22 protein-coding genes and 1 pseudogene are annotated in these 24,939 nt (G+C 58.5%); 16 read left to right on the top strand and 7 right to left on the bottom strand.

Translation table 11 applies throughout. From position 1 onward, the window contains the following. The first annotated feature begins 69 nt into the window (after window positions 1-69). Window positions 70-1,473 carry a replicative DNA helicase gene (dnaB, locus tag IPI80_RS13665; protein WP_413860978.1) on the top strand — a complete coding sequence of 468 codons (1,404 nt, stop codon included), beginning with the start codon at window positions 70-72 and terminating at the stop codon, window positions 1,471-1,473. 62 nt (window positions 1,474-1,535) lie between these two features. Here the strand turns inward: dnaB and IPI80_RS13660 are convergent, their stop codons facing one another. The 3 genes from IPI80_RS13660 to IPI80_RS13650 all read right to left on the bottom strand — a co-directional run bounded on the left by IPI80_RS13660 (window position 1,536) and on the right by IPI80_RS13650 (window position 4,378). After that, window positions 1,536-3,221 carry a PhoH family protein gene (locus IPI80_RS13660; RefSeq protein WP_413860976.1) on the bottom strand — a complete coding sequence of 562 codons (1,686 nt, stop codon included), beginning with the start codon at window positions 3,219-3,221 and terminating at the stop codon, window positions 1,536-1,538. A gap of 177 nt (window positions 3,222-3,398) precedes the next feature. Further along, a complete protein-coding gene (locus IPI80_RS13655) occupies window positions 3,399-3,875 on the bottom strand; it encodes a peroxiredoxin (RefSeq protein ID WP_413860974.1) in 477 nt (158 codons plus the stop codon). Between the two features lie 137 nt (window positions 3,876-4,012). Then, complete coding sequence (locus IPI80_RS13650) at window positions 4,013-4,378, bottom strand: Mth938-like domain-containing protein (protein WP_413860972.1); 366 nt, start codon at window positions 4,376-4,378, stop codon at window positions 4,013-4,015. 104 nt (window positions 4,379-4,482) lie between these two features. On the opposite strand from IPI80_RS13650, the pseudogene IPI80_RS13645 reads away from it, so the two are divergent. The 9 genes and pseudogenes from IPI80_RS13645 to rnk all read left to right on the top strand — a co-directional run bounded on the left by IPI80_RS13645 (window position 4,483) and on the right by rnk (window position 15,393). Then, window positions 4,483-5,708, top strand: a pseudogene (locus tag IPI80_RS13645) (pyridoxal phosphate-dependent aminotransferase). Window positions 5,709-5,831: 123 nt separating this feature from the next. Further along, a complete protein-coding gene (locus tag IPI80_RS13640; RefSeq protein ID WP_413860970.1) occupies window positions 5,832-7,178 on the top strand; it encodes a homoserine dehydrogenase in 1,347 nt (448 codons plus the stop codon). Further along, complete coding sequence (thrC, locus tag IPI80_RS13635) at window positions 7,178-8,707, top strand: threonine synthase (RefSeq protein ID WP_413860968.1); 1,530 nt, start codon at window positions 7,178-7,180, stop codon at window positions 8,705-8,707. Before IPI80_RS13640 ends, thrC begins: the two co-directional genes overlap by 1 nt. A gap of 73 nt (window positions 8,708-8,780) precedes the next feature. Further along, entirely contained in the window at window positions 8,781-10,028 is a 1,248-nt protein-coding gene (gene glp / locus IPI80_RS13630) for a gephyrin-like molybdotransferase Glp (RefSeq protein WP_413860966.1), read from the top strand. After that, a complete protein-coding gene (gene moaD / locus IPI80_RS13625; protein ID WP_413860964.1) occupies window positions 10,025-10,276 on the top strand; it encodes a molybdopterin converting factor subunit 1 in 252 nt (83 codons plus the stop codon). The genes glp and moaD overlap by 4 nt, the downstream gene beginning before the upstream one ends. A 4-nt stretch (window positions 10,277-10,280) precedes the next feature. After that, window positions 10,281-10,775, top strand: coding sequence for a molybdenum cofactor biosynthesis protein MoaE (locus IPI80_RS13620; RefSeq protein WP_413860962.1), 495 nt, complete (start codon window positions 10,281-10,283; stop codon window positions 10,773-10,775). Between the two features lie 14 nt (window positions 10,776-10,789). Further along, complete coding sequence (locus tag IPI80_RS13615) at window positions 10,790-11,863, top strand: class I SAM-dependent methyltransferase (protein ID WP_413860960.1); 1,074 nt, start codon at window positions 10,790-10,792, stop codon at window positions 11,861-11,863. A gap of 407 nt (window positions 11,864-12,270) precedes the next feature. Then, complete coding sequence (gene clpB / locus IPI80_RS13610) at window positions 12,271-14,871, top strand: ATP-dependent chaperone ClpB (RefSeq protein ID WP_413860958.1); 2,601 nt, start codon at window positions 12,271-12,273, stop codon at window positions 14,869-14,871. A gap of 102 nt (window positions 14,872-14,973) precedes the next feature. Next, window positions 14,974-15,393 carry a nucleoside diphosphate kinase regulator gene (gene rnk, locus IPI80_RS13605; protein WP_413860956.1) on the top strand — a complete coding sequence of 140 codons (420 nt, stop codon included), beginning with the start codon at window positions 14,974-14,976 and terminating at the stop codon, window positions 15,391-15,393. A 33-nt stretch (window positions 15,394-15,426) separates the two neighbouring features. On the opposite strand, the gene ygiD is transcribed toward rnk, so the two are convergent. The 4 genes from ygiD to IPI80_RS13585 form a co-directional block, all read right to left on the bottom strand. Next, window positions 15,427-16,293, bottom strand: coding sequence for a 4,5-DOPA dioxygenase extradiol (gene ygiD / locus IPI80_RS13600; protein ID WP_413860954.1), 867 nt, complete (start codon window positions 16,291-16,293; stop codon window positions 15,427-15,429). A gap of 88 nt (window positions 16,294-16,381) precedes the next feature. Then, window positions 16,382-17,458 (bottom strand): glycosyltransferase, encoded by a 1,077-nt coding sequence (locus IPI80_RS13595; protein WP_413860952.1) that lies wholly within the window; start codon window positions 17,456-17,458, stop codon window positions 16,382-16,384. Window positions 17,459-17,823: 365 nt separating this feature from the next. Further along, window positions 17,824-18,114, bottom strand: a complete 291-nt coding sequence (locus IPI80_RS13590) for a hypothetical protein (RefSeq protein ID WP_413860950.1) — start codon at window positions 18,112-18,114, stop codon at window positions 17,824-17,826. Window positions 18,115-19,007: 893 nt separating this feature from the next. Further along, window positions 19,008-19,601 carry a DUF3365 domain-containing protein gene (locus IPI80_RS13585; RefSeq protein WP_413860948.1) on the bottom strand — a complete coding sequence of 198 codons (594 nt, stop codon included), beginning with the start codon at window positions 19,599-19,601 and terminating at the stop codon, window positions 19,008-19,010. 271 nt (window positions 19,602-19,872) lie between these two features. Here IPI80_RS13585 and IPI80_RS13580 point away from each other — a divergent pair, with 271 nt between their 5' ends. The 6 genes from IPI80_RS13580 to IPI80_RS13555 are packed head-to-tail and all read left to right on the top strand — an operon-like array spanning window position 19,873 to window position 24,901. Continuing rightward, window positions 19,873-21,540 carry a cbb3-type cytochrome c oxidase subunit I gene (locus tag IPI80_RS13580; RefSeq protein ID WP_413860946.1) on the top strand — a complete coding sequence of 556 codons (1,668 nt, stop codon included), beginning with the start codon at window positions 19,873-19,875 and terminating at the stop codon, window positions 21,538-21,540. After that, the gene (locus IPI80_RS13575) at window positions 21,530-22,177 is read left to right on the top strand and encodes a cbb3-type cytochrome c oxidase subunit II (protein ID WP_413860944.1); all 648 of its coding nucleotides are present in this window, start codon (window positions 21,530-21,532) and stop codon (window positions 22,175-22,177) included. Before IPI80_RS13580 ends, IPI80_RS13575 begins: the two co-directional genes overlap by 11 nt. 16 nt (window positions 22,178-22,193) lie before the next feature. Then, on the top strand, window positions 22,194-22,802 hold the full coding sequence (locus IPI80_RS13570) for a c-type cytochrome (protein WP_413860942.1): 609 nt from the start codon (window positions 22,194-22,196) through the stop codon (window positions 22,800-22,802). A gap of 38 nt (window positions 22,803-22,840) precedes the next feature. Further along, the gene (locus IPI80_RS13565; RefSeq protein ID WP_413860940.1) at window positions 22,841-23,512 is read left to right on the top strand and encodes an SCO family protein; all 672 of its coding nucleotides are present in this window, start codon (window positions 22,841-22,843) and stop codon (window positions 23,510-23,512) included. Then, window positions 23,509-24,099 carry a hypothetical protein gene (locus IPI80_RS13560; RefSeq protein WP_413860938.1) on the top strand — a complete coding sequence of 197 codons (591 nt, stop codon included), beginning with the start codon at window positions 23,509-23,511 and terminating at the stop codon, window positions 24,097-24,099. The genes IPI80_RS13565 and IPI80_RS13560 overlap by 4 nt, the downstream gene beginning before the upstream one ends. Before the next feature lie 40 nt (window positions 24,100-24,139). Beyond that, window positions 24,140-24,901: a metallophosphoesterase gene (locus IPI80_RS13555; protein ID WP_413860936.1), complete on the top strand. Its 762-nt coding sequence runs from the start codon at window positions 24,140-24,142 to the stop codon at window positions 24,899-24,901. Window positions 24,902-24,939 lie beyond the last annotated feature (38 nt).

Here is a 24,939-nt window from a genome sequence, read left to right as displayed (position 1 = left end):
CATTCACTCGACACCCAGCCGGGGGCCGCGTAGCATCAAAGGCTATTCATTGAACAACCTGGGTATTCCATGTCCGCAGTGATTTCCGCTCTCGACGAATACGGTACAGACCGTCAAATTGCCCAGTTGCGCGTGCCACCCCATTCCATTGAGGGTGAATCCAGCGTGCTGGGGGGCTTGTTGCTGGACAACGCAGCGTGGGATCGGGTGGGCGACATTCTGTCCGATGGCGACTTTTACCGTTATGAGCACCGCCTGATTTATGCTGCCATTGGCACGCTGGTTAACGTCAGCAAACCGGCGGACGTGATCACGGTATTCGAGCACCTGCAGAACCAGGGCAGGGCTGATGAAGTAGGGGGCTTGGCCTACCTGAATTCCCTCGCGCAATACGTGCCCAGCGCCAGCAACATCCGCCGCTACGCGGAGATCGTGCGGGACCGTTCTCTGCTGCGCAAATTGGTGACAGCCAGCGACGAGATTGCCACCAACGCGTTCAACCCCAAGGGGCGCCCCGTGGCGGAGATTGTTGATGAGTCGGAACAAAAGATTTTCAACATTGGCGAGCAGGGCAAACGCAACAACCGTGGCTTTCAGGGCATGGACTCGCTTGTGGTCAATCTGCTGGACCGTGTGCAGGAAATGGCAGACAACCCCAATGATGTGACCGGTGTACCAACAGGCTTCTACACCCTGGACCGCTTGACCGCTGGCCTCCAAGCGGGTGATCTGATTGTGCTGGCCGCACGCCCATCCATGGGCAAGACCGCGCTGGCCATCAACATTGCCGAGCACGTTGCTTTGAATGAAGGCTTGCCGGTGGCGGTATTCTCCATGGAAATGGGGGCTGCTCAGTTGGCGGTGCGTATCGTGGGATCCATTGGTCGTATCGACCAGAGCCATTTGCGCACCGGCAAGCTCACCGATGAGGAGTGGCCGCGCCTGTCAGAAGCCATCGAGAAGCTGCGCACGGTATCCCTGCACATTGATGAGAGTGCGGGTTTGACCTCCAGCGAGCTGCGTGCCAACGCACGGCGTCTGGCGCGCCAGTGCGGGCAGTTGGGTCTGATCGTAGTGGACTATTTGCAGCTCATGAGCGGCTCGGGTAGCGACGGTGAAAACCGCGCCACCGAGCTGGGTGAGATATCCCGGGGCTTGAAAATGCTGGCCCGTGAACTGAAGTGTCCGGTGATTGCCCTGTCGCAGCTCAACCGCAGCGTGGAGCAGCGTCCCGATAAGCGCCCCATGATGAGTGACTTGCGTGAGTCCGGCGCTATCGAGCAGGATGCCGACATCATCATGTTCATCTACCGTGACGAGTACTACACCAAAGAGTTGTGCAAAGAGCCGGGCGTGGCCGAGATCATCATTGCCAAGCAGCGTAACGGCCCCACCGGAACCGTCAAGCTGGCCTTCCTTCGCCAGCACACCAAGTTTGAAAACCTGGCGTACAGCGACGGGGGAGACTACTAATCAGTTGGCCAATCAGTTGGGGTCAGAGCACATCGGTTCGCGAGTGGTCTGACCCGCAAGAATTAGAGTACTTCACTTGCAAAATCCGCCAAGCGCGAACGCTCACCGCGCGCCAGCGTGATGTGTCCGCCGTGCGGCCAGCCCTTGAAGCGGTCCACGGCAAAGGTCAGGCCTGACGAGCCTTCGGTCAGATAGGGCGTGTCGATCTGGGCCAGGTTGCCCATACAGATGATCTTGGTGCCGGGGCCGGCCCGGGTGATTAGGGTCTTCATCTGCTTGGGCGTGAGGTTTTGCGCTTCGTCAATGATGACGTACTTGTTCATGAAGGTTCGTCCACGCATGAAGTTCATGCTCTTGATCTTGATGCGGCTGCGAATCAGCTCGCTGGTGGCCGCGCGGCCCCATTCGCCGGCGCTGGTGTCGGTCTTGCCCAGTACTTCGAGGTTGTCGTCGAGCGCGCCCATCCATGGGCCCATCTTTTCTTCCTCCGTTCCGGGCAGGAAGCCGATGTCTTCGCCCACGCTCACGGTGGCGCGGGTGACGATGATCTCGGTGTAGCGGCGATCTTCCAGAACCTGCGTCAGGCCAGCGGCCAAGGCCATCAGGGTCTTGCCAGTGCCAGCGGTGCCGGTGAGGGTTACAAAGTCCACCTCTGGGTCCATCAACAGGTTCATGGCAAAGTTCTGCTCGCGGTTGCGGGTGGTGATGCCCCACACCGCGTTCTTCAAGTGGTTGAAATCCCGAAGGGTCTTGATGACCGCCGTGTTGTCACGTATTTCGGTGACGCGTGCGTACAGGCTGGGCTCACCGGGTGATTCAAAAAACACGAACTGGTTGATTTGCAGGCTGGGAACCACGGGCCCGTTGATTTTGTAGAAGGTGTGCGGCCCTTGCTGCCAACTCTCCACGGTCTGGCCGTGCGTGGCCCAGAAGTCGGTAGGCAAGGCCATGGCGCCGGAGTACAGCAGGTCGCCATCTTCCAGCGTCTTGTCGTTCTGGTAGTCGTCAGTGGCCAGGCCCAGGGCACGGGCCTTGACCCGCATATTGATGTCCTTGGACACCAGCACCACCTCGCGTGGGGTCATGGCCTTTCGCAGGGCCTCAACCACGCCCAGAATCTGGTTGTCCGCCTTGCCCTGGGGCAGGCTGGTGGGCAAGGAGTAGTCCAGAGGTTGGGTCTGGAACAGCAGTTTGCCGCGTGCATCACGGTGGCCCGTGCTGGACAACTGGAATCCGGCAGCAATGTCGGCGCCGGGGGCCGCAGCCAGGGCATCGAGCGTGCGGCTGGTCTGGCGGGCATTGCGGGCCACCTCGGTCATGCCTTTTTTATGACCATCAAGCTCTTCGAGCACGATCATGGGCAGGTAGATGTCGTGTTCTTCAAACCGGAACAGCGACATGGGGTCGTGCAGCAGCACATTGGTATCCAGCACAAACAGTTTGGCGGGCCCGGTTGATACGGATTTGCGCGGCCGCGTGGTGGTGCGGGTGGCGGGTTCGACGCTAACCGGCGCAGCAACGACAACCTGGGGCGCATCCGGTTCGGGGCTGAGCAAACTGGCTCGGGCCCGACGTGGAGCTTCTTTGGCTGAGCGCTTGGCGCTGTCAGTTCTCTGCGCCATGCTGACTGAAGCTATTTCAGGCACTTGGGATTTGGCTGCAGGACGGCTGATTGCGCGTGCAGAGGGTGCAAATGCCTTGGCGGGGAGTCGGTCAGCGGGTTTGGTGGGGGCAGGGGGCAATGGCATGGATGGGGCTCACGGATAGGAAAGAAGGGTAGCGATGTATCGCAAAAGTAAAAAAGCCGCCCTGAGCCAAGGCGGCTTTTTGATGGAGCGCGGTTGCGGTGGTCAACGGCATTGGGTCATTATGCATGAGCCCTTTGACACTGCCAGCCTGGCGTGTGCCAAAACAACGTTGCGCAATCAGGCCGCCTTTTTTAACGCCTTTACGGCCTTGAGCACATCGTCCACATGACCAGGGACTTTCAGGCCGCGCCATTCTTCCTTGAGCATGCCATCGGCGCCAACCAGGAAGGTGCTGCGTTCAATGCCCTTGACCTTTTTACCGTACATGATCTTGTTTTTGACCACACCGAACATGTGGCACATTTTTTCTTCGGTGTCGGCAATCAGCTCGAACGGGAGTTCCAGCTTGGCTTTGAACTCGTCATGGGACTTCATGTTGTCCCGGGACACGCCAAACACGGTGGCACCCGCCTTGACAAAATCTTTGTACTTGTCGCGGAATTGCATGGCCTCTGTGGTGCAACCTGGAGTATTGTCCTTCGGGTAGAAGTACAAAACCATGGTCTTGCCGACGTGGGTGGTATTACTGACCTTGATGCCACTGGTTGCGTTGGCTTCAAATTCAGGGAGGGGTTTGTTGACAACAATCGCCATAGGTACTTTTGGTCTCGCGTTCTGGATGTGTCAGTCTAAGTTGGGGGAATCAAACGTGACAGCGTTTGGGTTTGCCCCGACTGCAACCCAAGATTTTACTCTGAAATGTACTCAGGGTTTCCCAGTACAACCCTTGCTTACAACAAAAGGGCCGCAACGACCTTTCGGTCTTCTCCTGCCAGGAAGTTATACGTGCGGCATGCAGCCGGTGTTCCCATGGTCTCCACACCAATGCCTCGGGCGTACAGGCATTGCAGCAAACTGGGATGCGCAAAGCGAATTCGCTCTCCTGTTCCGAAGATCACCAGTTCCGGTGACAGTTCGGCCAGCCGCTCGAAGTGGCTGATTTGCAAGTCTTCAAATCGGGCGCACTCCCACAAATAGGGTGCTGACTCAGTGCTGATGACCAGGTTGCTGGTGAAGTTTTGCCCGTTGACGGTCACCCATCCGGGGCCATAAGCGGTCACGGACGATGATTGAATCGGATCGGGCTGAAATTTCATGGAGCGGTTTCGGAGGAAATTGAATGCTGCACTGCACTAATCTGGAGCGGAACTGTGGTCAAATTATAGGTTTCGCCCTGTGATCCTGACTTTTGGAGGGACTTTTGAGAACTATTCAAAAATCGGCCAAGCTGGCCAACGTCTGTTACGACATTCGCGGCCCCATCATGGACCGTGCGCGGCAGATGGAGGAAGAAGGCCACAAGATCATCAAGCTCAACATCGGCAACCTGGCGGTGTTCGGCTTTGACTCACCCGAGGAAATCCAGCAGGACATGATCCGCAACCTGCCCAACTCGGCGGGTTATTCGGACAGCAAGGGCATTTTTGCTGCGCGCAAGGCGGTGATGCACGAAACACAAAGGCAGGGCATCAACGGCGTGACCCTGGATGACATTTACCTGGGCAACGGCGCCAGCGAGTTGATCGTCATGGCCACCAACGGTCTGCTTGACGATGGCGATGAGTTGTTGTTGCCCGCCCCCGACTACCCGCTGTGGACGGCTGCGGTCAGCCTCTCGGGCGCCACACCGGTGCATTACTTGTGCGACGAGGCCAACGGCTGGATGCCCAATCTGGACGACATCCGCGCCAAGATCACGCCGCGCACCAAGGGCATCGTGGTCATCAATCCCAACAACCCCACAGGCGCCCTGTATTCAGACGCGCTGCTGCTGGCCATTATTGAAATCGCCCGCAAGCACGGTCTGGTGATCTTGCCGATGAGGTCTATGACAAGGTGCTGTACGACGGCGCCAAGCACACCGCCATCGCGTCGCTGAGCGAAGACGTGCTGACGCTCACCTTTAACTCGCTGTCCAAAAGCTACCGCTCGTGCGGCTACCGCGCGGGCTGGATGGTGGTCTCGGGCGACAAACGTCCGGCTACAGACTACATCGAAGGCCTCAACATGCTCTCGAACATGCGCCTTTGCTCCAACGTGCCGGGTCAGTGGGCCATTCAAACGGCGCTGGGCGGCCACCAAAGCATCAACGAACTGGTGGGAGAAGGCGGACGCCTGCGCCGCCAGCGTGACCTGGCCTATGAACTGATCACCGCCATTCCTGGAGTGACCTGTGTGAAGCCCTCAGCGGCGTTGTACATGTTTCCGCGTCTGGACCCAGCGCTCTACCCGATTGCCGATGACCAGCAGTTCTTTCTGGAGCTGCTGCAGGAAACCCGGGTGATGCTGGTGCAGGGCACCGGCTTCAATTGGTCAGAGCCAGACCATTTCCGCATCGTGTTTTTGCCCCATGAGGACGATCTACGCGAGGCCATTGGCCGTGTGGCCAAGTTTCTGGAACAGTACCGTAAACGCCACAGCAACTGATTTACTATTAGTTTGATAGCGGCTCACGTATATTTTACGAGGGCTGGAACTTGTTTTTAGACTTTTCAGGACAGACCGCAGTCGCAAAGCGGCAAGCTCTGTCCCCAACACATTGAGAGAATTATGAAACCCATCCAAGTAGGCCTGCTGGGCATCGGCGTCGTCGGCGCCGGCACTTTCAATGTACTCAAGCGCAACCAGGAAGAAATTCAGCGCCGCGCTGGCCGCGGTATTGAAATCACGATGGTGGCGGATTTGGATGTGGCGCGCGCCCAATCGATCGTAGGCGAGGGCGTCACGGTGGTCAACGATGCGCGCGCCATCATAGCCAACCCCGATATCGACATCGTCATTGAACTCATTGGCGGCTATGGCATTGCCAAGACACTGGTGATGGAAGCCATTGCGGCGGGCAAACACGTAGTGACCGCCAACAAGGCCCTGCTGGCCGTACACGGTACCGAAATTTTTGCCGCTGCGTCAGCCAAGGGCGTGATGGTGGCGTTTGAGGCCGCTGTGGCCGGTGGAATTCCGATCATCAAGGCCCTGCGCGAAGGCCTGACCGCCAACCGCATCCAGTGGATTGCCGGCATTATCAACGGCACCACCAACTTCATCTTGAGCGAGATGCGCGACAAGGGCCTGGACTTCTGCGTGGTGCTGAAAGAAGCACAACGTCTGGGCTATGCCGAGACTGATCCCACTTTCGACATCCAAGGCGTGGATGCCGCCCACAAGGCCACCATCATGTCGGCCATTGCTTTTGGTATTCCGGTGCAGTTTGACAAGGCCTATGTGGAAGGCATTACCCAGCTGGGCGCGGGCGACATCAAATACGCCGAACAACTGGGCTACCGCATCAAGCTGCTGGGCATCACCAAGCGCCGCCCCGAAGGGATTGAGTTACGCGTGCACCCCTGCCTGATTCCGGCCAAGCGCCTGATTGCCAACGTCGAAGGCGCCATGAACGCCGTTATGGTGCAGGGCGACGCCGTGGGCACCACACTGTACTACGGCAAGGGCGCCGGCGCCGAACCCACCGCCAGTGCGGTCATTGCTGACCTGGTGGACATCACCCGCCTGCACACCGTGGATGCCGCCAACCGCGTGCCCCACCTGGCCTTTCAGCCCCATACCTTTGACAAGGCCATGGGCAACTTGCCCGTGCTGCCCATGGGCGACGTGGTCACCAGCTACTACCTGCGTCTGCGTGTGGCCGATGAGGCCGGTGTGCTGGCCAAGGTCACTGGCATTTTGGCGGCGGTCAACATTAGCATTGACGCCGTGTTGCAGCGCGAGGCCGACGAAGTGGGCGGCGAGCCTGGCGCCGCCGCCGTGCCGCAAACCGACCTCATCATCCTGACGCACGATTGCACCGAATCCAAGATGAACGAAGCGCTTGCGATGATGCAGTCCCTGCCCACGGTGCTGCAGCCCATCGTGCGCATCCGCAAGGAAGAGTTGGCCTGATGCGCTACCTATCTACCCGCTCCGCCAATCCCGCATCGGTCGAGGGCAAGCGCTTCTGTGAAATTCTGCTCGAAGGCCTGGCGCCGGATGGCGGCTTGTATTTGCCCGAAACTTACCCGCAGATTGACGCAACAGCGTTGCAACGCCTGCGCCGCACTTTCCGCAAGGGCGCGAGCGGTGGCTATGCCGATCTGGCGTTTGAGATTTTGTCGCTCTTTATTGACGATATCCCAGCGGCCGACCTGAAGGCGATTTGCCAGAAGACCTATACCGAAGAAGTATTTGGCACGCCGCAAATCGTGCCGCTCAAAACTTTGGAAGCCCCCGCTGCCGACGAGCCGGGCCTGTACCTCGAAGCCCTGTCCAACGGCCCCACGCTGGCCTTCAAGGACATGGCCATGCAGTTGCTGGGCAACCTGTTCGAGTACGAGCTGGCCCGCCGTGGCGAAGAGTTGAATATTTTGGGCGCCACCAGTGGCGACACCGGCAGCGCGGCCGAGTACGCCATGCGCGGCAAGAAGGGCGTGCGCGTCTTCATGACCAGCCCCCACGGCCGTATGAGCGCTTTTCAGCAAGCGCAAATGTTCAGCCTGATGGATGCCAACATCCACAACATCGCCGTCAAGGGTGTGTTTGACGATTGCCAGGACATGGTCAAGGCCGTCTCGAACGATCTGGAGTTCAAGCGCAAGTACAAGATTGGCACGGTTAACTCCATCAACTGGGCGCGTCTGTTGGCCCAGGTGGTGTACTACTTTGCCGGCTATCTCCAGGCTACCGAGCCGCCGCCGGCGAAGCCCCTTGGCCCTCGCGATGCCCTTGTCGGCAGCAACTCCGGCGAATTGCCGAAGAAGGTCAGTTTCACCGTGCCCTCCGGCAACTTCGGCAATGTGTGTGCCGGTCATGTGGCGCGCATGATGGGTCTGCCCATTCACACGCTGGTAGTGGCCACCAACGAAAACGATGTGCTGGATGAGTTCTTCCGCACCGGCGTCTACCGTGTACGTGGCAGCGCCGACACACACGAAACCTCCAGCCCATCAATGGATATCTCCAAAGCCAGCAACTTCGAGCGTTTTGTGTTCGATCTGCTGGGCCGTGACGGCGCCCGCACTGCTGCGTTGTTTGGCCCGCAGTTGGCCAAGACCGGCCGCTTTGATTTGAGCGCCGACCCCGCCTTTGTTCACTGTGCCGAGCGCTATGGCTTTGTCAGCGGCAAGAGTACGCATGCCAACCGCCTGGACACGATCCGCGCGACCTGGAACCAGCACGCCTTGGTGATCGACACCCACACGGCTGATGGCTTGAAAGTAGCACATGAACACCGCACGCCCGGTGTACCGATGATCGTGTTGGAAACGGCGCTGCCCATCAAGTTTGCCGAAACCATTGTCGAAGCGCTGGGCCGCGAACCGGATCGGCCTGCCAAGTTTGACGGCATAGAGGCCTTGCCCAAGCGCGTGCTGGTGATGGATGCCGACGTGGTTGCCATCAAAGCGCTGATTGCCCGCGAATGCCAAATTGTTTAGTAAAAAATGGCCTCTAGCCCTCGTGGAATATACGTAAGTAGCTATTAATTGAGTAGCATTTCGGAGTCTCTGCATGCCCCATCCGCCACGCCCCCCGCTGTTGCCACTCGATGATGCGTTGATCCAGCTAATGGCGCATGCCACACCTTTGGACGCCACCGAGTCGGTTGCGGTGGGTGAGGCCGATGGCCGGGTGCTTGCCCAAGACGTGGTGTCAGAGTTGCATGTGCCGCCGCTGGACAACAGTGCCATGGACGGCTACGCGCTGCGCTGCGCGGACGCCACCGCGCCCGGCGTGACCTTGGGCATTTCACAACGCATTCCAGCCGGTGCCAATGCCCAACCGCTGCTGGCGGGCACCGCAGCACGCATCTTCACCGGCGCGCCTGTGCCGGCTGGCGCAGATGCTGTGATCATGCAGGAAGACTGCACGGCATTGCCAGTTGCGGACGGGGACCTGGGCCAGGTACAAGTCAACAGCTTGCCCAAAGCGGGTCAAAATATCCGTCGCGCTGGCGAGGATGTGGCCCGCAGCGACGTCGTGCTGTCCCGTGGCCAGCGCCTGGGCCCGGCCGAACTGGGCCTGGCCGCCAGCATTGGCATGGCCGCATTGAAGGTGGCGCGCCGCCCGCGCGTGGCGCTGTTTTCCACTGGAAACGAGTTGGTCATGCCCGGCGCTGTGGCGCCACAGGACATGCCACCCGGGGCCATCTACAACTCCAACCGGTACTTTTTGATTGCGCTGCTGCGCCGACTGGGCTGTGTGGTGACTGATCTGGGTATCGTCCCCGATCACCGCGATGCCACGATACAGGCCTTGCGTCAGGCGGCAAAGGGCCACGACCTGATTCTGACCAGTGGCGGCGTATCGGTAGGCGAAGAAGACCACATCAAACCTGCCGTGCAGTCCCTGGGCACGCTGGACCTGTGGCAGATTGCCATCAAGCCGGGCAAGCCCTTTGCATATGGAAGCATTGGCGATGCCCACTTTATGGGCTTGCCGGGCAACCCGGTAGCCAGCTTTGTTACCTTTTTGGTGCTGGTGCGGCCTTTTCTGTTGCGGTTGCAAGGTGTCAACCGAGTTGCTATGAAAGCAATAGCTGCACAAGCAAATTTCACGTGGGCGAGGCCTGATAAACGCCGCGAGTTCCTGCGGGTTCGCCGCAATGCAGACGGTGGCCTGGAACTGTTCTCCAACCAAAGCTCAGGTGTGCTGACCTCAGCCGTTTGGGGCGATGGCCTGATTGACAATCCACCGGGTTGCGCCATCGCGCCGGGTGACACGGTGCGCTTTGTACCGTTTTCGGAGTTGTTGGCATGAAAGTCCACATCAAATACTTTGCTTCCATTCGCGAGGGCCTAGGCCAGGGCACGGAATCGCTCGACACCACAGCATCCAACTTGGCAGAACTGCGCGACAGCCTCATTGCCCGAGGCGGCGTCTACGCTGAAGCCCTGGCGCGCGGCAAGTCGGTTCGTCTGGCACTCAACCAGGTGCTAAGCGACGAATCGGCGCCACTGTCAGACGGCGCCGAAGTTGCGTTCTTTCCCCCGGTGACCGGAGGCTGATGCTATGCACGCTCGAAATCGTGTGGCGATCCAGACGGCAGACTTTGACGTATCTGCTGAACTAGCCGGTTTGCGTGCGAATGATCACCGGGTTGGCGCCATCTGCATGTTTGTGGGCACAGTGCGCGACCGACACCAGGCTGGCGGCGACTCTAGCGGCATCATTCAATCCATGGAACTGGAGCACTACCCCGGCATGACCGAGAAGTCCATCGAAGCCATGATCGACGCAGCGCAGCAACGATTCAATATCTTTGGTGCCCGCGTTATTCATCGCGTGGGTCTGCTGCACCCAATGGATCAAATTGTGTTGGTGGCTGTGACTTCCGCGCACCGGGGCGAGAGCTTCCAGGCCTGTGAATTTTTGATGGACTACCTCAAAACCCAGGCGCCGTTTTGGAAAAAGGAACAGACACCTACCGGCTCCCGCTGGGTGGATGCGCGCGTGAGCGATGATGAGGCAATGGCCAAGTGGGGCATTCAGGCCCCTAACGCGTAGCTATTTGGAGTTATATGCTGGCTAGTTTTTTCAGAAATCTGTTCACGAGCAAAGCGAGTCGCGATCAAAAGGAACTCGATTTTGCACAGTCACTCGTGCAGCTTTTGAAGTTTCAGTCTGCCCACGAAACGCTGGACGCCTTGCTTAGACGTAGCCCCCAAAATGCCAGCGCATTGATGCTTCGGGGTGCGGTGAAACGTTTGCTAAATGACCCACAGGGAGCGCTCATTGATCTTGAAGCGGCTTCAGCGCTGGAACTTCAGGCGGATCAAGCGGGATGCCACTTCGAAATTGCACTCTGCTGGCGCATGCTGGGCGATAACTCCAGGGCGTTGGAATCGTGCCAGTTGGCGCGGCAGTTGGATCCGGCCTCTGTGGCGGCATTTTTTTTGCTGACGCAATTACGGTTGCCGGGGGACTACTATTTTGATGTTCTCACCCGCATTATTGGGCATCTCAAACCGCGGACTTATGTAGAGATCGGTATATTTGAAGGAGCGTCACTTCGGTTGGCCAAGTCAGCAAAGTCGATTGTTGGCATTGATCCGGATCCGAAAATCGACTGGAAGCTTGAACCGAATATGCATGTTTTCAAGATGACCAGCGATAGCTTTTTTGAAAGCCATGACCTGGCTTCAGAACTGGGTCAACGAAGCGTCGATTTGGCTTTCATTGATGGCATGCACCAGTTTGAATTTGCCATGCGTGACTTTGCCAACATTGAGCGGTGTTGCAGACCGGATTCCGTGATACTCATCCACGATTGCTATCCTTTGGACGAGGAGTCCGCCGGGCGCGAGCCACGCTCCAGTCGCTGGAGTGGTGATGTTTGGCGATTGATTGTGCTGCTCAAGAAGTACCGCCAGGACCTTTTAATACACACGATAGGAACCGCACCAACGGGACTGGCAGTAATACAAAATCTGGACCCTGCATCCACGTTTCTGCTGGACAACCAGGTTCGACTATTTGAAGAGTTTATCGCGCTTGAATACTCCTATCTGGACGATGGAAAGCCGGAAAAATTGAACCTGTTTCCCAACCATTGGCCTGCAGTTAAGGGAATGATCCGGCCTCGTGTCCGGTAATCGGCAATTTTCTATGCTGAGGTGTTGGAAACCTCTCGGGTCAATTTCTGTACGTTTTGTCAGTTCAGGTACATGGGGCACTGCGCTTTGGGGGCTAAATCCATGTCAACTGGATCAAGCCAAACACCAGATCGACCGGCTTGGGTGTCGACTGGTATGGCAAAGTGGTCGATAACGACTTGGTTGATCGGTGGCCAGAACCGGAGTGCCATGCGTCAGATGAGCCACATCTGCACCCCGTCGCCGGTGCTTGTGTTGATGCGTACCAGGATGCGGTCCTGGTCCTTCTGGTAGCGAACGGAGAGTTGGCGTATGTCCATGTTTTGATTTTAGTCAAAACGCCGTGTGGCAATACCCCTTGAAATTGTGGGGAAGAGCCCTAAGTCTGTTCCAACCGGAGGATTTTTATGCGGATTGAGAAACTCACCACCAAATTCCAGGAAGCCCTAGGCGAGGCCCAGACATTGGCCCTGACCCAGGACCACGCCTACATCACCCCCGCGCATGTGCTGGTGGCCATGCTGCGCCAGGACGACGGCCCCAAGGCATTGCTGCAGCGTGCTGGCGTCAATGTGCCGCAGTTGCTGATGGCGGCCGAGGCCTATGTGAAGAAGCAGCCCGAGGTTCAAGGGCAGGACCAGATTGGCGTGGACCGCGATATGGGCGTGCTACTGCAGGCGGCAGAGAAAGAGTCCATCAAACGCGGTGACCAGTTTGTGGCCAGCGAGTTGTTCCTGCTGGCGCTTGCCGACAGCAAAGCCGACATTGGCAACCTGGTCCGCTCCAGCGGCCTTACCCGCAAAAGCCTGGAGGCCGCTATTGACGCGGTACGCGGCGGCCAGAATGTGGACAGTGCCGACGCTGAAGACCAGCGCGAGTCGCTCAAAAAATACTGCATTGACCTGACCGAACGCGCCCGCATGGGCAAGCTCGACCCGGTGATTGGCCGCGACGACGAGATTCGCCGCGCCATCCAGGTGTTGCAACGTCGTACCAAAAACAACCCCGTGTTGATTGGTGAGCCTGGTGTGGGCAAGACCGCGATTGTGGAAGGACTGGCACAGCGCATCGTGGCGGGCGAGGTCCCCGACTCTCTCAAAGGCAAGCGCGTGCTGAGTCTGGATATGGCTGCCCTCGTGGCGGGTGCCAAGTTTCGTGGTGAGTTTGAAGAGCGCCTGAAGAGTGTGCTCAAAGATCTGGCCAAAGATGAGGGCCAGACGATTGTCTTTATCGACGAGTTGCACACCATGGTGGGCGCCGGCAAGGGCGAGGGCGCCATGGACGCTGGCAACATGCTCAAGCCCGCTTTGGCGCGCGGCGAGTTGCACTGCGTGGGCGCCACCACGCTGGATGAATACCGCAAGTACATCGAAAAAGACGCCGCACTGGAGCGCCGCTTCCAGAAAATTCTGGTGGGTGAGCCCACGGTGGAGGCCACCATTGCCATCTTGCGCGGCCTGAAAGAACGCTACGAGGTGCACCACGGCGTGCAGATCACCGACCCGGCCATCGTGGCTGCGGCTGAGTTGTCCAACCGCTACATTACCGACCGATTCCTTCCCGACAAGGCGATTGACCTGATCGATGAGGCCGCTTCCAAGATCAAGATCGAGCTGGACTCCAAGCCCGAGCTGATGGACAAAAAAGATCGCCGCTTGATTCAGCTGCAGATTGAGCGTGAAGCGGTAAAACGCGAAAAGGACGAGGCCTCGCAAAAGCGCCTGGAACTCATCAACGAAGAGATCACCGCGCTGCAAAAAGAAATTGCTGACCTGGATGAGCTGTGGAAGAGCGAAAAGGCCCAGGCTCAGGGTTCCAAGACCATCATGCAGGAGGTGGAGAAGGTTCGTTTTCAGATCAAGGAATTGACGGAGAAGGGCGACTTCAACCATGCTGGCGAGTTGCAGTATGGCAAGCTGCCGGAGTTGGAAAAGCGCCTGACCGATGCCCAGGCGGCTGAGGCTGGTAAAGCCCAAAGCGCCAAAGATGGTGGCCGCGCACAGTTGCTGCGCACGATGGTGGGCGCGGACGAAATTGCCGAGGTGGTGAGCCGCGCTACCGGTATTCCGGTGGCCAAGATGATGCAGGGTGAAAAAGACAAACTGCTGCAAATGGAAGACAAACTGCACCAGCGCGTGGTGGGGCAAGATGAGGCGATTGCTGCCGTTGCCAACGCCATCCGCCGCTCGCGCTCGGGCCTGTCTGACCCCAATCGCCCCACCGGCTCTTTCCTGTTCCTGGGCCCTACGGGTGTTGGCAAGACCGAATTGTGCAAGGCGCTGGCGGGCTTTATGTTCGACAGTGAAGACCACCTGATTCGTGTCGATATGAGCGAGTTTATGGAGAAGCATTCCGTGGCCCGCCTGATTGGCGCACCCCCCGGCTACGTGGGCTATGAAGAAGGCGGCTACTTGACCGAAGCGGTGCGCCGTAAGCCCTACGCCGTTCTGTTGCTCGATGAGGTGGAAAAGGCGCACCCGGATGTGTTCAACGTGCTCTTGCAGGTGCTGGATGATGGCCGCCTGACTGACGGCCAGGGCCGCACTGTGGACTTCAAAAACACCGTGATCGTGATGACCAGCAACATCGGCAGCCACCTGATCCAGAGCATGGTGGGGCAAGACTACGAAGACGTGAAAGACGCTGTAACCGGCGAGCTGAAAAATCATTTCCGCCCCGAGTTTTTGAACCGCATCGATGAGACCGTGGTATTCCATTCGCTGGATGCGGCCAACATTGCGTCGATTGCCAAGATCCAGTTGGAGGTGCTGACACAACGCTTGGCCAAAATGGATCTGACGCTGCAGGTCAGCGATGCGGCAGTGGCTGAACTGGCTAAAGTCGGTTTTGATCCGGTGTTTGGTGCGCGGCCTCTGAAGCGCGCCATTCAGCAGCGCATTGAGAATCCGCTGTCCAAGTTGTTGCTCGAGGGCAAGTTCCCGCCCAAATCAGTGATCAGTGTAGGGGTGAACACAATTTTGGCCCCAGGGGAGTTCAGCTTTAGCTGAGTGAGGCTTCAATCTGGCAAAGTCCTCGGGGACTTTGCGGATTGGAGTACATTGGCCAAATGAGCGCGCCTATGCGCTCTTTTTTTGTGAAGGTTTTTAGCCGTGGATAAGAACACCAGACCCGAAATCACCATCTCTTCGTTGGATCAGGACCGGTTGTACACCCTGATTGAGTCCTTGCCCGCAAACAGCTTTGCCGGCAAAGATGAACTGGAAGCCGAGCTGGGCCGGGCCAATGTGGTCGACCCCACAGAAATTCCTCCGACGATTGTGACCATGAATTCGACAGTGAAATTTACGGTCGAATCGACGAAAAACGAATTTGAACTCACCTTGGTATATCCCAAAGATGTGGATTCAAGCGGGAAGACTATTTCCATTTTGGCCCCGGTTGGCAGTGCGCTGCTTGGGCTGTCCCAAGGGGACGAAATTGAATGGCCCAAGCCGGGTGGGGGCTTGCTCAAAGTCAAAATTACCGAAATTGTTTACCAGCCTGAGCGGGCTGGTGAGTTCCAGCGGTAAAGCCCAGCGGCTTGCTCAAAGGCCGCCTTTTACTTATCCCCACATCACTGAGCGCATAGAGATGGATGCCAGCTGAAAGCCGGTGGAGATGAAACGCGGCGCCTCTTCGGCGTGTACGGCACCAGCGGAATAGAGCAGGGGCAGGTAGTGCTCATGGGTAGGGTGGGCCTGTTGGGCCATGGCGCCCAGGGCCTGGAAGTTGTGCAGGACCGAGAGGTTGCCCGTCTCGATTTGCGATTGCACTACGGCGTCAAACTCTTGCGCCCAGTCGTATGCCTGCATGGCGCTCGCTTCACCACGCATGGCACGCAGGTTGTGCACAATGTTGCCGCTACCCACAATCAGCACGCCGCGCTCGCGCAGACCCTGTAACTGTTGGCCCAGGGCGTAATGCTCAGCGGGTGGGCGGCTGTAATCCATGCTCAGTTGCAGCACCGGGATATGGGCCAGGGGAAACATGGGTTTGAGCACCGACCAGGTGCCGTGGTCCAGACCCCATATTTCGGTATCCACACCCAATGCATTACCCGTAGCCGGGGATTTCAGTTGGTGAGCCAGACTGGCGGCTACGGCAGGCGAACCCGGTGCCGGGTATTGCTGGTCAAACAGTTCCTGCGGAAAACCACCAAAATCGTGAATCGTCTTGGGCTGTGCCATGCCCGTGATCTGCCAGCCGCCCCGCGTGAGCCAATGGGCCGAGATGCACAGGATGAGCTGGGGCTTTGCCTCGCGTGCCAGCAGTTCGGCGCCCAAGCTTTGCCAGCTGCGGCGCCAGACATTGTCTTCTAAAGCGTTCATGGGACTGCCGTGGCCCATAAACAGCACCGGCATGCGTGGTGAGGGTTTGAGCGATTGCAGAAGGGGGGTGGTGTCGGAGATGGCGGTCACGGTTTGTTCCATTCATTGAATAGAGCAAACCGGCCTACCAAAGTTCCCGTAATGGTCTGGATACTCCTGCCGCTGTTAGCGGCATTCCAGTCCATCACTGCTATACCGGCAAGGGGACATACCCCAGATTTTTTTCAACCCGGGAGCGTTCAATTTGGGGTAAATCCTGACTCTGCAGCAAAGTTACCCACAGTTGCTTTGCTTCTTCGTGGCGCCCGGTGTAAAAGGCCGCCAGAGCCAGCTCGTCCCTGGCAGACCAGCCGTAGGCAGGCACTTCGACAAACAGCCGATCGACCGAAAGTGGCAATTGCACGGCAGCCTGGGCAAAAATGTAGGCTAGCGGGCAGTCATTTTGCAAGCGCAAGTAACGCGCCAATGCCACCAGCGGTTCCGCTCGAGAAGGGCGGAATGAATATGCCTTTGAATAGCCAGCAACCACTTGCGCCTTGTTGACTTCGAACAACTCACTCAGGCGAGCCAGCTGATAGCGCGCGTACCACACCTCTTCATCCCAGCCGCCCATGGCTGCGCGCCTTTCGTAGGCGGTGCGGGCCAGAGCGTACTGGCCAGCGTCACGGTAACTTTGGGCCAGATAAAAAACGTAGCGGGCGTTGTGGGGCTCTTGAAGCAGCGCTGCCTCCAGCGTCGCAGCGTCCTTCTGGAATTTCTGGGGATCTTTGGAGCGCGCACCTTCTGGCCACACTTCGATCCAGAAATCAGCCAGGCGAGGCTGCGGCACGATTCGGCCTGCCTCCAGGTATTCATGCAGTACGCCTTCCCAACGCCAAGGCAGGTGGGTGGCTATAAGACTCACCCTGTCATAACGTAATTCGCCAAAACGTGCCTCTAGCGAGTAGGCAGGTTCGGTCAGTTTGGGCAGTATCGCGCGTGGGTTTGCTGCCAAAGTTTCGTCAGCATCAATGAACAGCAGGTAATCTGCCTTGTCCCGTGCTAGAGCAAGGGCTTCGCTGCGGTTGTGGCCAAAGTTGCGCCATGCCCGGTGGTGCAGCTCGCCAGGCACACCGGCCATGGTTGAGACAATGCGGGCCGGCGTATCGTCCAACGAGCCGGTGTCCACGATCACCCACGAGTCGATGTATGGCCGCACAGAAGCAAGGCAACGTTCAATCACCGCCGCCTCGTCACGCACGATCATGTTCAGGCAAATCGTTGCCATGGAGTGTTAACGTTTAGTGGCAGCCAAGCCCTGCCAAATTCAGTCAGGCCTCAATTTGCACACATGACATGTGCCGTGAAACGGACGTTAAGCGGTGGGCTGATTGCGCCTTGGTAAGTGCATGTCCAGGCAGTGGCGCTGGACGGGTAGTTGGACAGTATCGTTGCATTGTCCCATTTTCCATTCGTGCTACATCCGCCACTCACCAGCTTGCCGGATGAGCAACTGGCGGTTACCGTTTGTACCGTCGTGTAGTCATCGACAATTGGCCCCAATGCGCTCTCGGTGGTGATTGATGTGATCGCCCCGGTGGCTCCGGTAGGCCCAGTCGCCCCAGTCGGCCCCTGTAACACCCATCGTCCCCGTTAAGCCTGTGGCACCTGTCGGACCTGCAACGTTGCTGGCTGCTCCTGTTGCACCCGTGGGGCCAGTTGCACCTGTACTACCAGTGCTTCCGGTTGAACCGGCTGTCCCTGTGACCCCAGCGGCGCCTGTTGGGCCGGCAACACCAGTTGCTCCTGTAACGCCAGATGGGCCAGTAGCTCCAGTAGCTCCAGTAGCTCCAGTAGCTCCAGTTGCTCCAGTTGCTCCCGTGGGGCCTGTTGAGCCGGTAGCACCCATGGAAGCCAGAATCCCCCAATCGGCAGGCGACACATCAGGCTGGTGATTCACATTGGAGTTGCCCAGACTGGCGTAAGAAGAGCCGTTGTAGGAGACTACTTGATTTTGGATATAGGTCGTGCCTGCGTTCCAAGCGCCTTGTACTGACATGATGCCCGTTTCGCCAGTCAAACCCTGTATGCCTGTCGGACCGGTGGGTCCTGCTGAACCGGCAACGCCTGTCGGCCCAGCCACACCCTGCATGCCCTGCGGGCCCACAGGGCCTGGAGTTCCGGCGGGGCCAGTTGCCCCCCTAGGACCTGCCGCGCCGGTTGCCCCAGTTGCTCCTTTTGAACCGCTTTCAGCGCGCCCTAACTGTGTATCTGTAACACTTTCCACAACAAAGGTGTTGTTACTGCTATTGACATTGCGCAGCCTGACATCGTAGTAACTGACCACTCCATCCGCAGCTGGTGCAGCTACGGCGGGCAAAACGACAATTTGGTCACTGAAGCTGTAGGTAGCAGGAATTTCTACTGGGGTACCAGACGGTATCAGTGTGAGAAGCTGAAAGGTCATGCCTGGGCGCAAATTGGCTCCGGCTCCCCCATTGGTCAACTGCGCATTGAACGACCCCAAGCCAGGTACGTTGACGGCGGGTATGGTGAGTAGTCCCGCCTGTGTGTAAGTCCCGCCCGCTAGGGCCGCTGATCCGGCACAGAGAAATGTCAGGCTTAGGGCAATTGCCCGCTTCAGGCGAAATGGGGGATTTGTCATGTTTTATTTCTCAAGAAAACGAAAGAGGTCAAACAGAACCATTTACGCGCTCTCATCCGGCGATGAAAGCGCGCTCCCATGAGTTGTAGATTTGACGCGCGTCAAATCATATCAAATTACCATAGTTTGGAGTTGCTCCTAAAGGTTGTCTTGGTTTTCATCTCGCCGGGAGTTACGGCTGCCCTTTACGAATCGTCATGGCGCCACGTATCTGGCCCAGTGCATAGCCCATGGCCTTGTCATCGGGGTACAGCGCATGGATTTTGCTGACAACGTCGGGTGCCATGACCTCGGTTGCACCGTGGCAAGACCGGCACAGTTGTTGTGTGGGCAGGGCCTTCATGTAGCGGTATTCCGCGCGACCGGCGTTATCCACTACGGCATATTTTTCCAGCTTGCTTGCATCCTCTCCCGCTGCGGCGCGGCGGTCAAACTCTTCCAGGGTCGTCCGCTCCCACGTATCCGGCACCGCTTTGGGGTTACGGTTGCGCAGACTCACCCGGCGTATGGTCCAGCCTGTTTGCTCTGACGCCGCTTTGGCCATTTGCGGGGCTTTTTCGTTGCAGACGTTCACGGCAGATGCGGGGCCACCCTTGGCGATTTCGTCACTCAGAACCTTCAGCAACTTGGGCGGAACCGATGCAGCAACCGTGCGGGCATCTTGCACCCACATTGTGTCGTCGGCCATGGCGTTCAAACCCAGACACAGCAGTGCGCCAACGCCCATTTGCAATACAGACAAAGAGCCAAATAGTTTGTGGTTCATACAGGAATCCTCTTGATGTGGTGACAGTGCGCATTAAGCGCGCAGGGCACGCATGAGTCGGTGACTAAAGTCACTAAACAGGCATTTGTTAACACTATTGTCTGCCTGGGTATTGCGGCGAATTAAACATTCATTGCAAATGAATCATAAAATTTCTGAGTGAGCGCTTGACACATGCAGGGCGTTCCTGCAACTGCCTTGGATCAAACTTTGTCGCAAAAGTGGTGGCGTTCATCCATCTTTTTGACTATTTCCGAAAGAACAGAACCCCATGGACAGCGCAATATTAAGTTTGCTCGGAGCTTTCCTGCTTTCGATCATGGGTCTGTTTATTTTCATCTGGTCCATGCGCAAGGGGCTGCTGGTCGAGAATCCCCGGGCGGCGTCGGTCATCTTTGCCCCGGGCGAACTGGGCAAAGTGGATGACCCAGCGCTGCAAGGCGGGGCACAAGACCGTTTGCAGGTCGCTGCCACTGCCGCTGCCGCAGCCCAGGGTGAAGGTGGCCATGTAGCCGACCCGGACGAACTGCAGCACCGCATTGAGGCCGACCACTCCAGTGCCTTTCCGGTATTCATGTTCATTTCCTTTGCCTGCTTCTGGTTGGTACTCGGTTCGCTGGCAGGGCTCACCGCATCGCTCAAACTGCACATGCCCGATCTGTTAGTCAGTGAGGCGTGGGAGACCTTTGGGCGCATTCGCACCATTCACCTCACAGCCGTTTTGTACGGCTGGATCACCAACGCCGCTTTGGGCGTCATCATCTGGCTGCTGCCGCGCCTGCTGCGCACACACCTGGTGGGCGCAATGTGGGTGATGCTGGGCGGCGCGCTCATCAACACCGGCATTGCCAGCGCCATCGGCGCCATTGGTTCGGGTTGGACCGACGGCATGGAATACCTGGAAATTCCCTGGCAGATTGGCATTTTTATCGTGGCCGGTTTTATCTGCATCATCGGGCCGGTTCTGTACACGCTGGTCAACCGCAAGGTCGAATCGCTGTATGTGAGCGTTTGGTACATGGTGGCTGGGCTGTTGTGGATTTCACTGCTGTTTATCGTGGCCAAGATGCCTGGCGTGCACACTGGCGTACAGCAGGCCACTACCAACTGGTGGTATGGCCACAACGTGCTGGGCTTATGGTTCACACCGATCAGCGTGGGGTCAATCTATTACTTTTTACCCAAAATCATTGGCCGACCGGTGCGCTCGTACAACCTGTCCATCCTGGGCTTCTGGACGCTGGCCTTTTTCTACGGCCAAGTAGGTGGCCACCACCTGATTGGCGGCCCCATTCCCGGCTGGTTGACCACGCTGTCCATCGTACAAAGCATGATGATGATCATTCCCGTGCTGGCCTTCACCATCAACATGGCCGGTACCATGTGGGGGCGGATGCACCTGGCGCGTTACTCCCCCACGCTGCGCTTCATGATGTTTGGCGGCTTCATGTACATGCTGTCGTCGCTGCAGGGCTCGTTCGAGGCGCTGCGCTCTATCAATCAGGTAGCCCATTTCACGCACTTCACGGTGGCGCATGCCCACCTGGGTGCCTACGCCTTCGTCACCATGGTGCTGTTTGGTGCCATCTATTTCATGATGCCGCGCGTGTTGAATTGGGAGTGGCCGTACCCGCGCCTCATCACGCTCCAATTCTGGTTGGCGGTTATTGGTATCAGCATTTACTTTGTGGGTCTCTCCATCGGTGGCTGGCTGCAAGGCCTGGCCATGCTGGACCCTGCGCGGCCCTTCATGGATTCAGTGGCCGTGACGATTCCCTATCTGCAGTGGCGCAGTGTGGGCGGTTCGCTGATGGTGATCAGTCACCTCGTCTTTGTGGGTCATTTCCTGGCCATGGCGCTGCGCTTTGGGCCCACGCGCACTGGTGCAGCATTGTTTACGCCACCCGCCAAGGCAATGGAGTTCGCACATGGAGAATGAAGTCAAGCTCGCAGCCGGTGCTATCGTTGCACTGGCCGTAGCCACGGCCGCGTTGGTGGTCATGCCCTATATGCAGGTGCGCGACATCAAGCCACCGGAGGGCCTAAAGCCCTACACCAGCGCTGAACTGCGTGGGCGGCAGGTGTACATCGCCAACGGCTGTTTGTACTGCCACAGCCAACAGCCACGCGACCGCAACTTTGGCCCCGATGCCGAGCGAGGCTGGGGCCGTGCATCCGTCCCGGGGGACTACTACTACGACAAACCCCACCTGCTTGGCAGCATGCGCACTGGGCCGGACCTGTTCAATATCGGCGCGCGCCAGTCCAGCAAGGACTGGCATCTGGGCCACCTGTACCAGCCGCGTGCTTACGTGCCGGGTTCGATCATGCCATCGTATCCCTACCTGTTCGAGACTAAGGCCACCGCGGAGCCGGGTGACGAAGTGGTGAAACTCCCGCCGGGACAGGAGCCGGCTGGACAAGTGGTGGTAGCGCGACCGGAGGCGCTGGACTTGGTGAAGTACCTGCAGGGCCTGAACCACACCTATCCGGTGCTTCCGCCGGCCGTGCAGGCGGCTCCAGCCACGGCGGCACCTTCTGCCACGCCCACAACGGCGGCTGCGCCAGCATCCTGAACCCCGCGAGGCCCCCATGACCCCAGAAACCGAAACCCACCACGCTGCGCAGGAACGCGAAAACGAAGAACCTGAGGAGCGCATCCGCCCCGTGCCCCTGGCTGCGGTCATCGTCACGTTGACCATGGTGCTGTTTGGGGTGGTCTATATTTTTCTTTCCGAGCCCTTTGGCAATGCTGAGCTTGGGGACCGCCGCACTCTGGCTGATTTGTCGGGCCCGGCGCCTGTCGCTGCGGGTGCTGCGGTAGATGGCAAAGCTGTGTTTGCCGCGCAATGTGTTGCCTGTCACCAGGCCACGGGCAAAGGGTTACCGGGCGTATTTCCACCGCTGGATGGTTCAGAGTGGGTGCAGGGAGATGCGCGCACCGTAGCCAACATTTTGCTGCACGGCATCAACGGCAAGATCACGGTGGCGGGTACCGATTACAGCGGCGCTATGCCGTCGTTCCAGCAGTTGAATGACGCTGAACTGGCCGCAGTGGCCAGCTATGTGCGTAGCAACTGGTCCAACAAGGCCGAGGCGATCAAGCCCGATTTGTTCGAGCAGGAGCGCAAGTCCAGCACGCGCACCACGCCATTTGAAGGCGGTGCTGCGCTCAAAGCGTTGCCACCGAACCCCGCTTGACGGGCATGTGCCGTCGCACGGCATAAAGGAGGTGCCTGATGCTGCGAACGGCCTTGCTCAGTGCCTTGCTGGCACTCTGCGGCTACGCCTCTGCGACTTGGCTCACGCACGATTTTCAGGTCTGGACTGCCGAAGGGGCTCGTCGGCTGGAAGTCGCACTGCAGCCCGTAGTCACCCCGCCCGTGGTGGTGGACGGCCCAGGCATGACCCCGCAGCCGCTGGCGCAATGGCTGGCGGCGCCCGGCACAGTGACTGTGGTTGACTTTATCTACACCCGTTGCCAGACGGTCTGTTTATCACTGGGCAGCAGTTTCCAGCAAATGGAGGCCAGTTTGTTGCAAGACCGTGCCACCGTGCCGGGTAGTGCCTCCGACTCACCTTGGGCAGATGCCGGCAAGCGCGTGCGCTTGCTGTCGATCAGTTTTGACGGTGCGCACGACACGCCTGACCAATTGCAAGCCTATGCCCGCAGGCTTCAGGCTGATCCAGCGGTATGGCAATTTGCGCGGATAGCTGATGGTGCGCAAAACGCACAATTGTTGCGCCGCTTTGAGGTGGTGGTGGTGCCCGATGGACGCGGCGATTTTGAACACAACGCGGCCCTGCTGGTGGTGGATGGGCGAGGGCGCTTGGTGCGGATTTTTGACCAGACCGAGCAGCAGTTGGCATTGGACTATGCGCGGGATCTGGCGCGCAGGCAGCTGCCATGACGCGCACCGAATTTATCCGACTTTGTAAGCCGCCGCGCCAAGCGGGCCTGGGGCTGATTTTGCTGGTGCTTATGGCGCTGCCATCTGCCCGCAATGCATTGGAGGCCAGCATGGCACGGCACATGTTGCTGCAGTTTCCGCTGCTGTTGTGCGGCGGTGCCTTGCTGGCGGCTGGTATCCCGCAACGGTTGCGCCAGGCCCTGGCGCGCTGGAACGCCTATGGCATTAGTGGCTTGCTGGCCACTGCACTGGTGCTGGCGGTGCTGATGGTGCCCCGTGCGCTGGATCTGGCGCTGGTAAATCCAGGAATCGAAGCAGCCAAATGTGCGGTACTGGTGGTGGCGGGTGGTGCGCTGCGTTTGTCCTGGCGGCCAGCCGGGTTGCTGGTGCAGGCTTTTTTTCTGGGCAATGTGCTACCGATGACGGCGGTAGTGGGGCAGTTGTATATCGATTCGCCCACCCGCATTTGCAACGCTTACCTGCTGGACGACCAGGCGCTGCTGGGCCAGTGGCTGGTGTGGCTGGCGTTGGCGGTTGCCGTGGGCTGGCTGGCGCAGGCGGCGTGGGCTGTTGCCCGCAAGGGCTAACCGTAAAATCGTTGCCACCACCTATGCTCTGGACGATCCCATGAAAATTGCCCTGCTTTCTGACCTGCACCTGTCTGTTCAGCCCATGGAGGTGCCGTATACCGACGCCGACGTGGTGGTGCTGGCCGGCGACTTGCAACGCCCCGCCCAAGCCATGTCCTGGGCGCGCCAGTTTGACAAGCCCACCGTGTTTGTGGCCGGCAACCACGAGTTCTATGGCTCGGACCTGGTCACCACCATGGCCCAACTGCGCACCCATGCCCAAGGCAGCCAGGTGCGCGTACTGGAGCACGGCGAATGGCACCACGACGGTGTGCGGTTTTTAGGCTGCACACTGTGGTCCGACTACCGGCTATTTACCTCGCCAGAACAGCGTGAGCAAGGGCTGCACAAGGCGCAAGAGTTTGTGCGTGATTTCAGTCGTATCGGCCTGGCACCCGATTTTCCCGAGCGGTTTACGCCCGCCGTCTCGCAAATGCTGTTTGACACTTCGGTCGCCTGGCTGGAAGCGCGTTTTGCCGAACCGTTTGATGGGCCCACTGTGGTCGTGACCCACTTCGCACCGGCGCGCGGCAGCATTGCCAGCCAGTTTGTGGGTTCGCCCCTGAATGCCTGTTTTGTTTCGGACCTGGAAGCGCACATCCTGCGCTGGCAACCCCGGCTATGGTTGCACGGCCATGTGCATGACGGTTTTGACTACCACGTTGGTGCCACGCGCATCGTGGCCAACCCGCGTGGTTATGCCCCGCAAGGCGTTGTGGAAAACAAAACCTTTGCGCCCGAGTTGGTGTTGGAAATCTAGTTTCGCTATTAACTGAATAGCGCATTGCGTATATCCGA

Origin of the sequence: Candidatus Aalborgicola defluviihabitans, from assembly GCF_016705985.1 — a bacterium.
Classification (GTDB): Bacteria; Pseudomonadota; Gammaproteobacteria; order Burkholderiales; family Burkholderiaceae_C; genus Allorhodoferax; species Allorhodoferax defluviihabitans.
This window is presented reverse-complemented; position numbering and strand designations above follow the sequence as displayed.

Bases quoted from the DNA above. Each gene is read 5' to 3' on its own strand.
- IPI80_RS13620 (WP_413860962.1), top strand. From the start codon at position 10,281: ATGCACGCTCGAAATCGTGTGGCGATCCAGACGGCAGACTTTGACGTA.
- IPI80_RS13590 (WP_413860950.1), bottom strand. From the start codon at position 18,114: ATGTGTCGCCTGCCGATTGGGGGATTCTGGCTTCCATGGGTGCTACCG.
- IPI80_RS13660 (WP_413860976.1), bottom strand. From the start codon at position 3,221: ATGCCATTGCCCCCTGCCCCCACCAAACCCGCTGACCGACTCCCCGCC.
- ygiD (WP_413860954.1), bottom strand. From the start codon at position 16,293: ATGGAACAAACCGTGACCGCCATCTCCGACACCACCCCCCTTCTGCAA.
- clpB (WP_413860958.1), top strand. From the start codon at position 12,271: ATGCGGATTGAGAAACTCACCACCAAATTCCAGGAAGCCCTAGGCGAG.
- IPI80_RS13555 (WP_413860936.1), top strand. From the start codon at position 24,140: ATGAAAATTGCCCTGCTTTCTGACCTGCACCTGTCTGTTCAGCCCATG.
- IPI80_RS13585 (WP_413860948.1), bottom strand. From the start codon at position 19,601: ATGAACCACAAACTATTTGGCTCTTTGTCTGTATTGCAAATGGGCGTT.
- glp (WP_413860966.1), top strand. From the start codon at position 8,781: ATGCCCCATCCGCCACGCCCCCCGCTGTTGCCACTCGATGATGCGTTG.
- IPI80_RS13565 (WP_413860940.1), top strand. From the start codon at position 22,841: ATGCTGCGAACGGCCTTGCTCAGTGCCTTGCTGGCACTCTGCGGCTAC.
- IPI80_RS13560 (WP_413860938.1), top strand. From the start codon at position 23,509: ATGACGCGCACCGAATTTATCCGACTTTGTAAGCCGCCGCGCCAAGCG.
- IPI80_RS13595 (WP_413860952.1), bottom strand. From the start codon at position 17,458: ATGGCAACGATTTGCCTGAACATGATCGTGCGTGACGAGGCGGCGGTG.
- thrC (WP_413860968.1), top strand. From the start codon at position 7,178: ATGCGCTACCTATCTACCCGCTCCGCCAATCCCGCATCGGTCGAGGGC.
- IPI80_RS13615 (WP_413860960.1), top strand. From the start codon at position 10,790: ATGCTGGCTAGTTTTTTCAGAAATCTGTTCACGAGCAAAGCGAGTCGC.
- dnaB (WP_413860978.1), top strand. From the start codon at position 70: ATGTCCGCAGTGATTTCCGCTCTCGACGAATACGGTACAGACCGTCAA.
- IPI80_RS13650 (WP_413860972.1), bottom strand. From the start codon at position 4,378: ATGAAATTTCAGCCCGATCCGATTCAATCATCGTCCGTGACCGCTTAT.
- IPI80_RS13580 (WP_413860946.1), top strand. From the start codon at position 19,873: ATGGACAGCGCAATATTAAGTTTGCTCGGAGCTTTCCTGCTTTCGATC.
- IPI80_RS13640 (WP_413860970.1), top strand. From the start codon at position 5,832: ATGAAACCCATCCAAGTAGGCCTGCTGGGCATCGGCGTCGTCGGCGCC.
- IPI80_RS13655 (WP_413860974.1), bottom strand. From the start codon at position 3,875: ATGGCGATTGTTGTCAACAAACCCCTCCCTGAATTTGAAGCCAACGCA.
- IPI80_RS13575 (WP_413860944.1), top strand. From the start codon at position 21,530: ATGGAGAATGAAGTCAAGCTCGCAGCCGGTGCTATCGTTGCACTGGCC.
- moaD (WP_413860964.1), top strand. From the start codon at position 10,025: ATGAAAGTCCACATCAAATACTTTGCTTCCATTCGCGAGGGCCTAGGC.
- IPI80_RS13570 (WP_413860942.1), top strand. From the start codon at position 22,194: ATGACCCCAGAAACCGAAACCCACCACGCTGCGCAGGAACGCGAAAAC.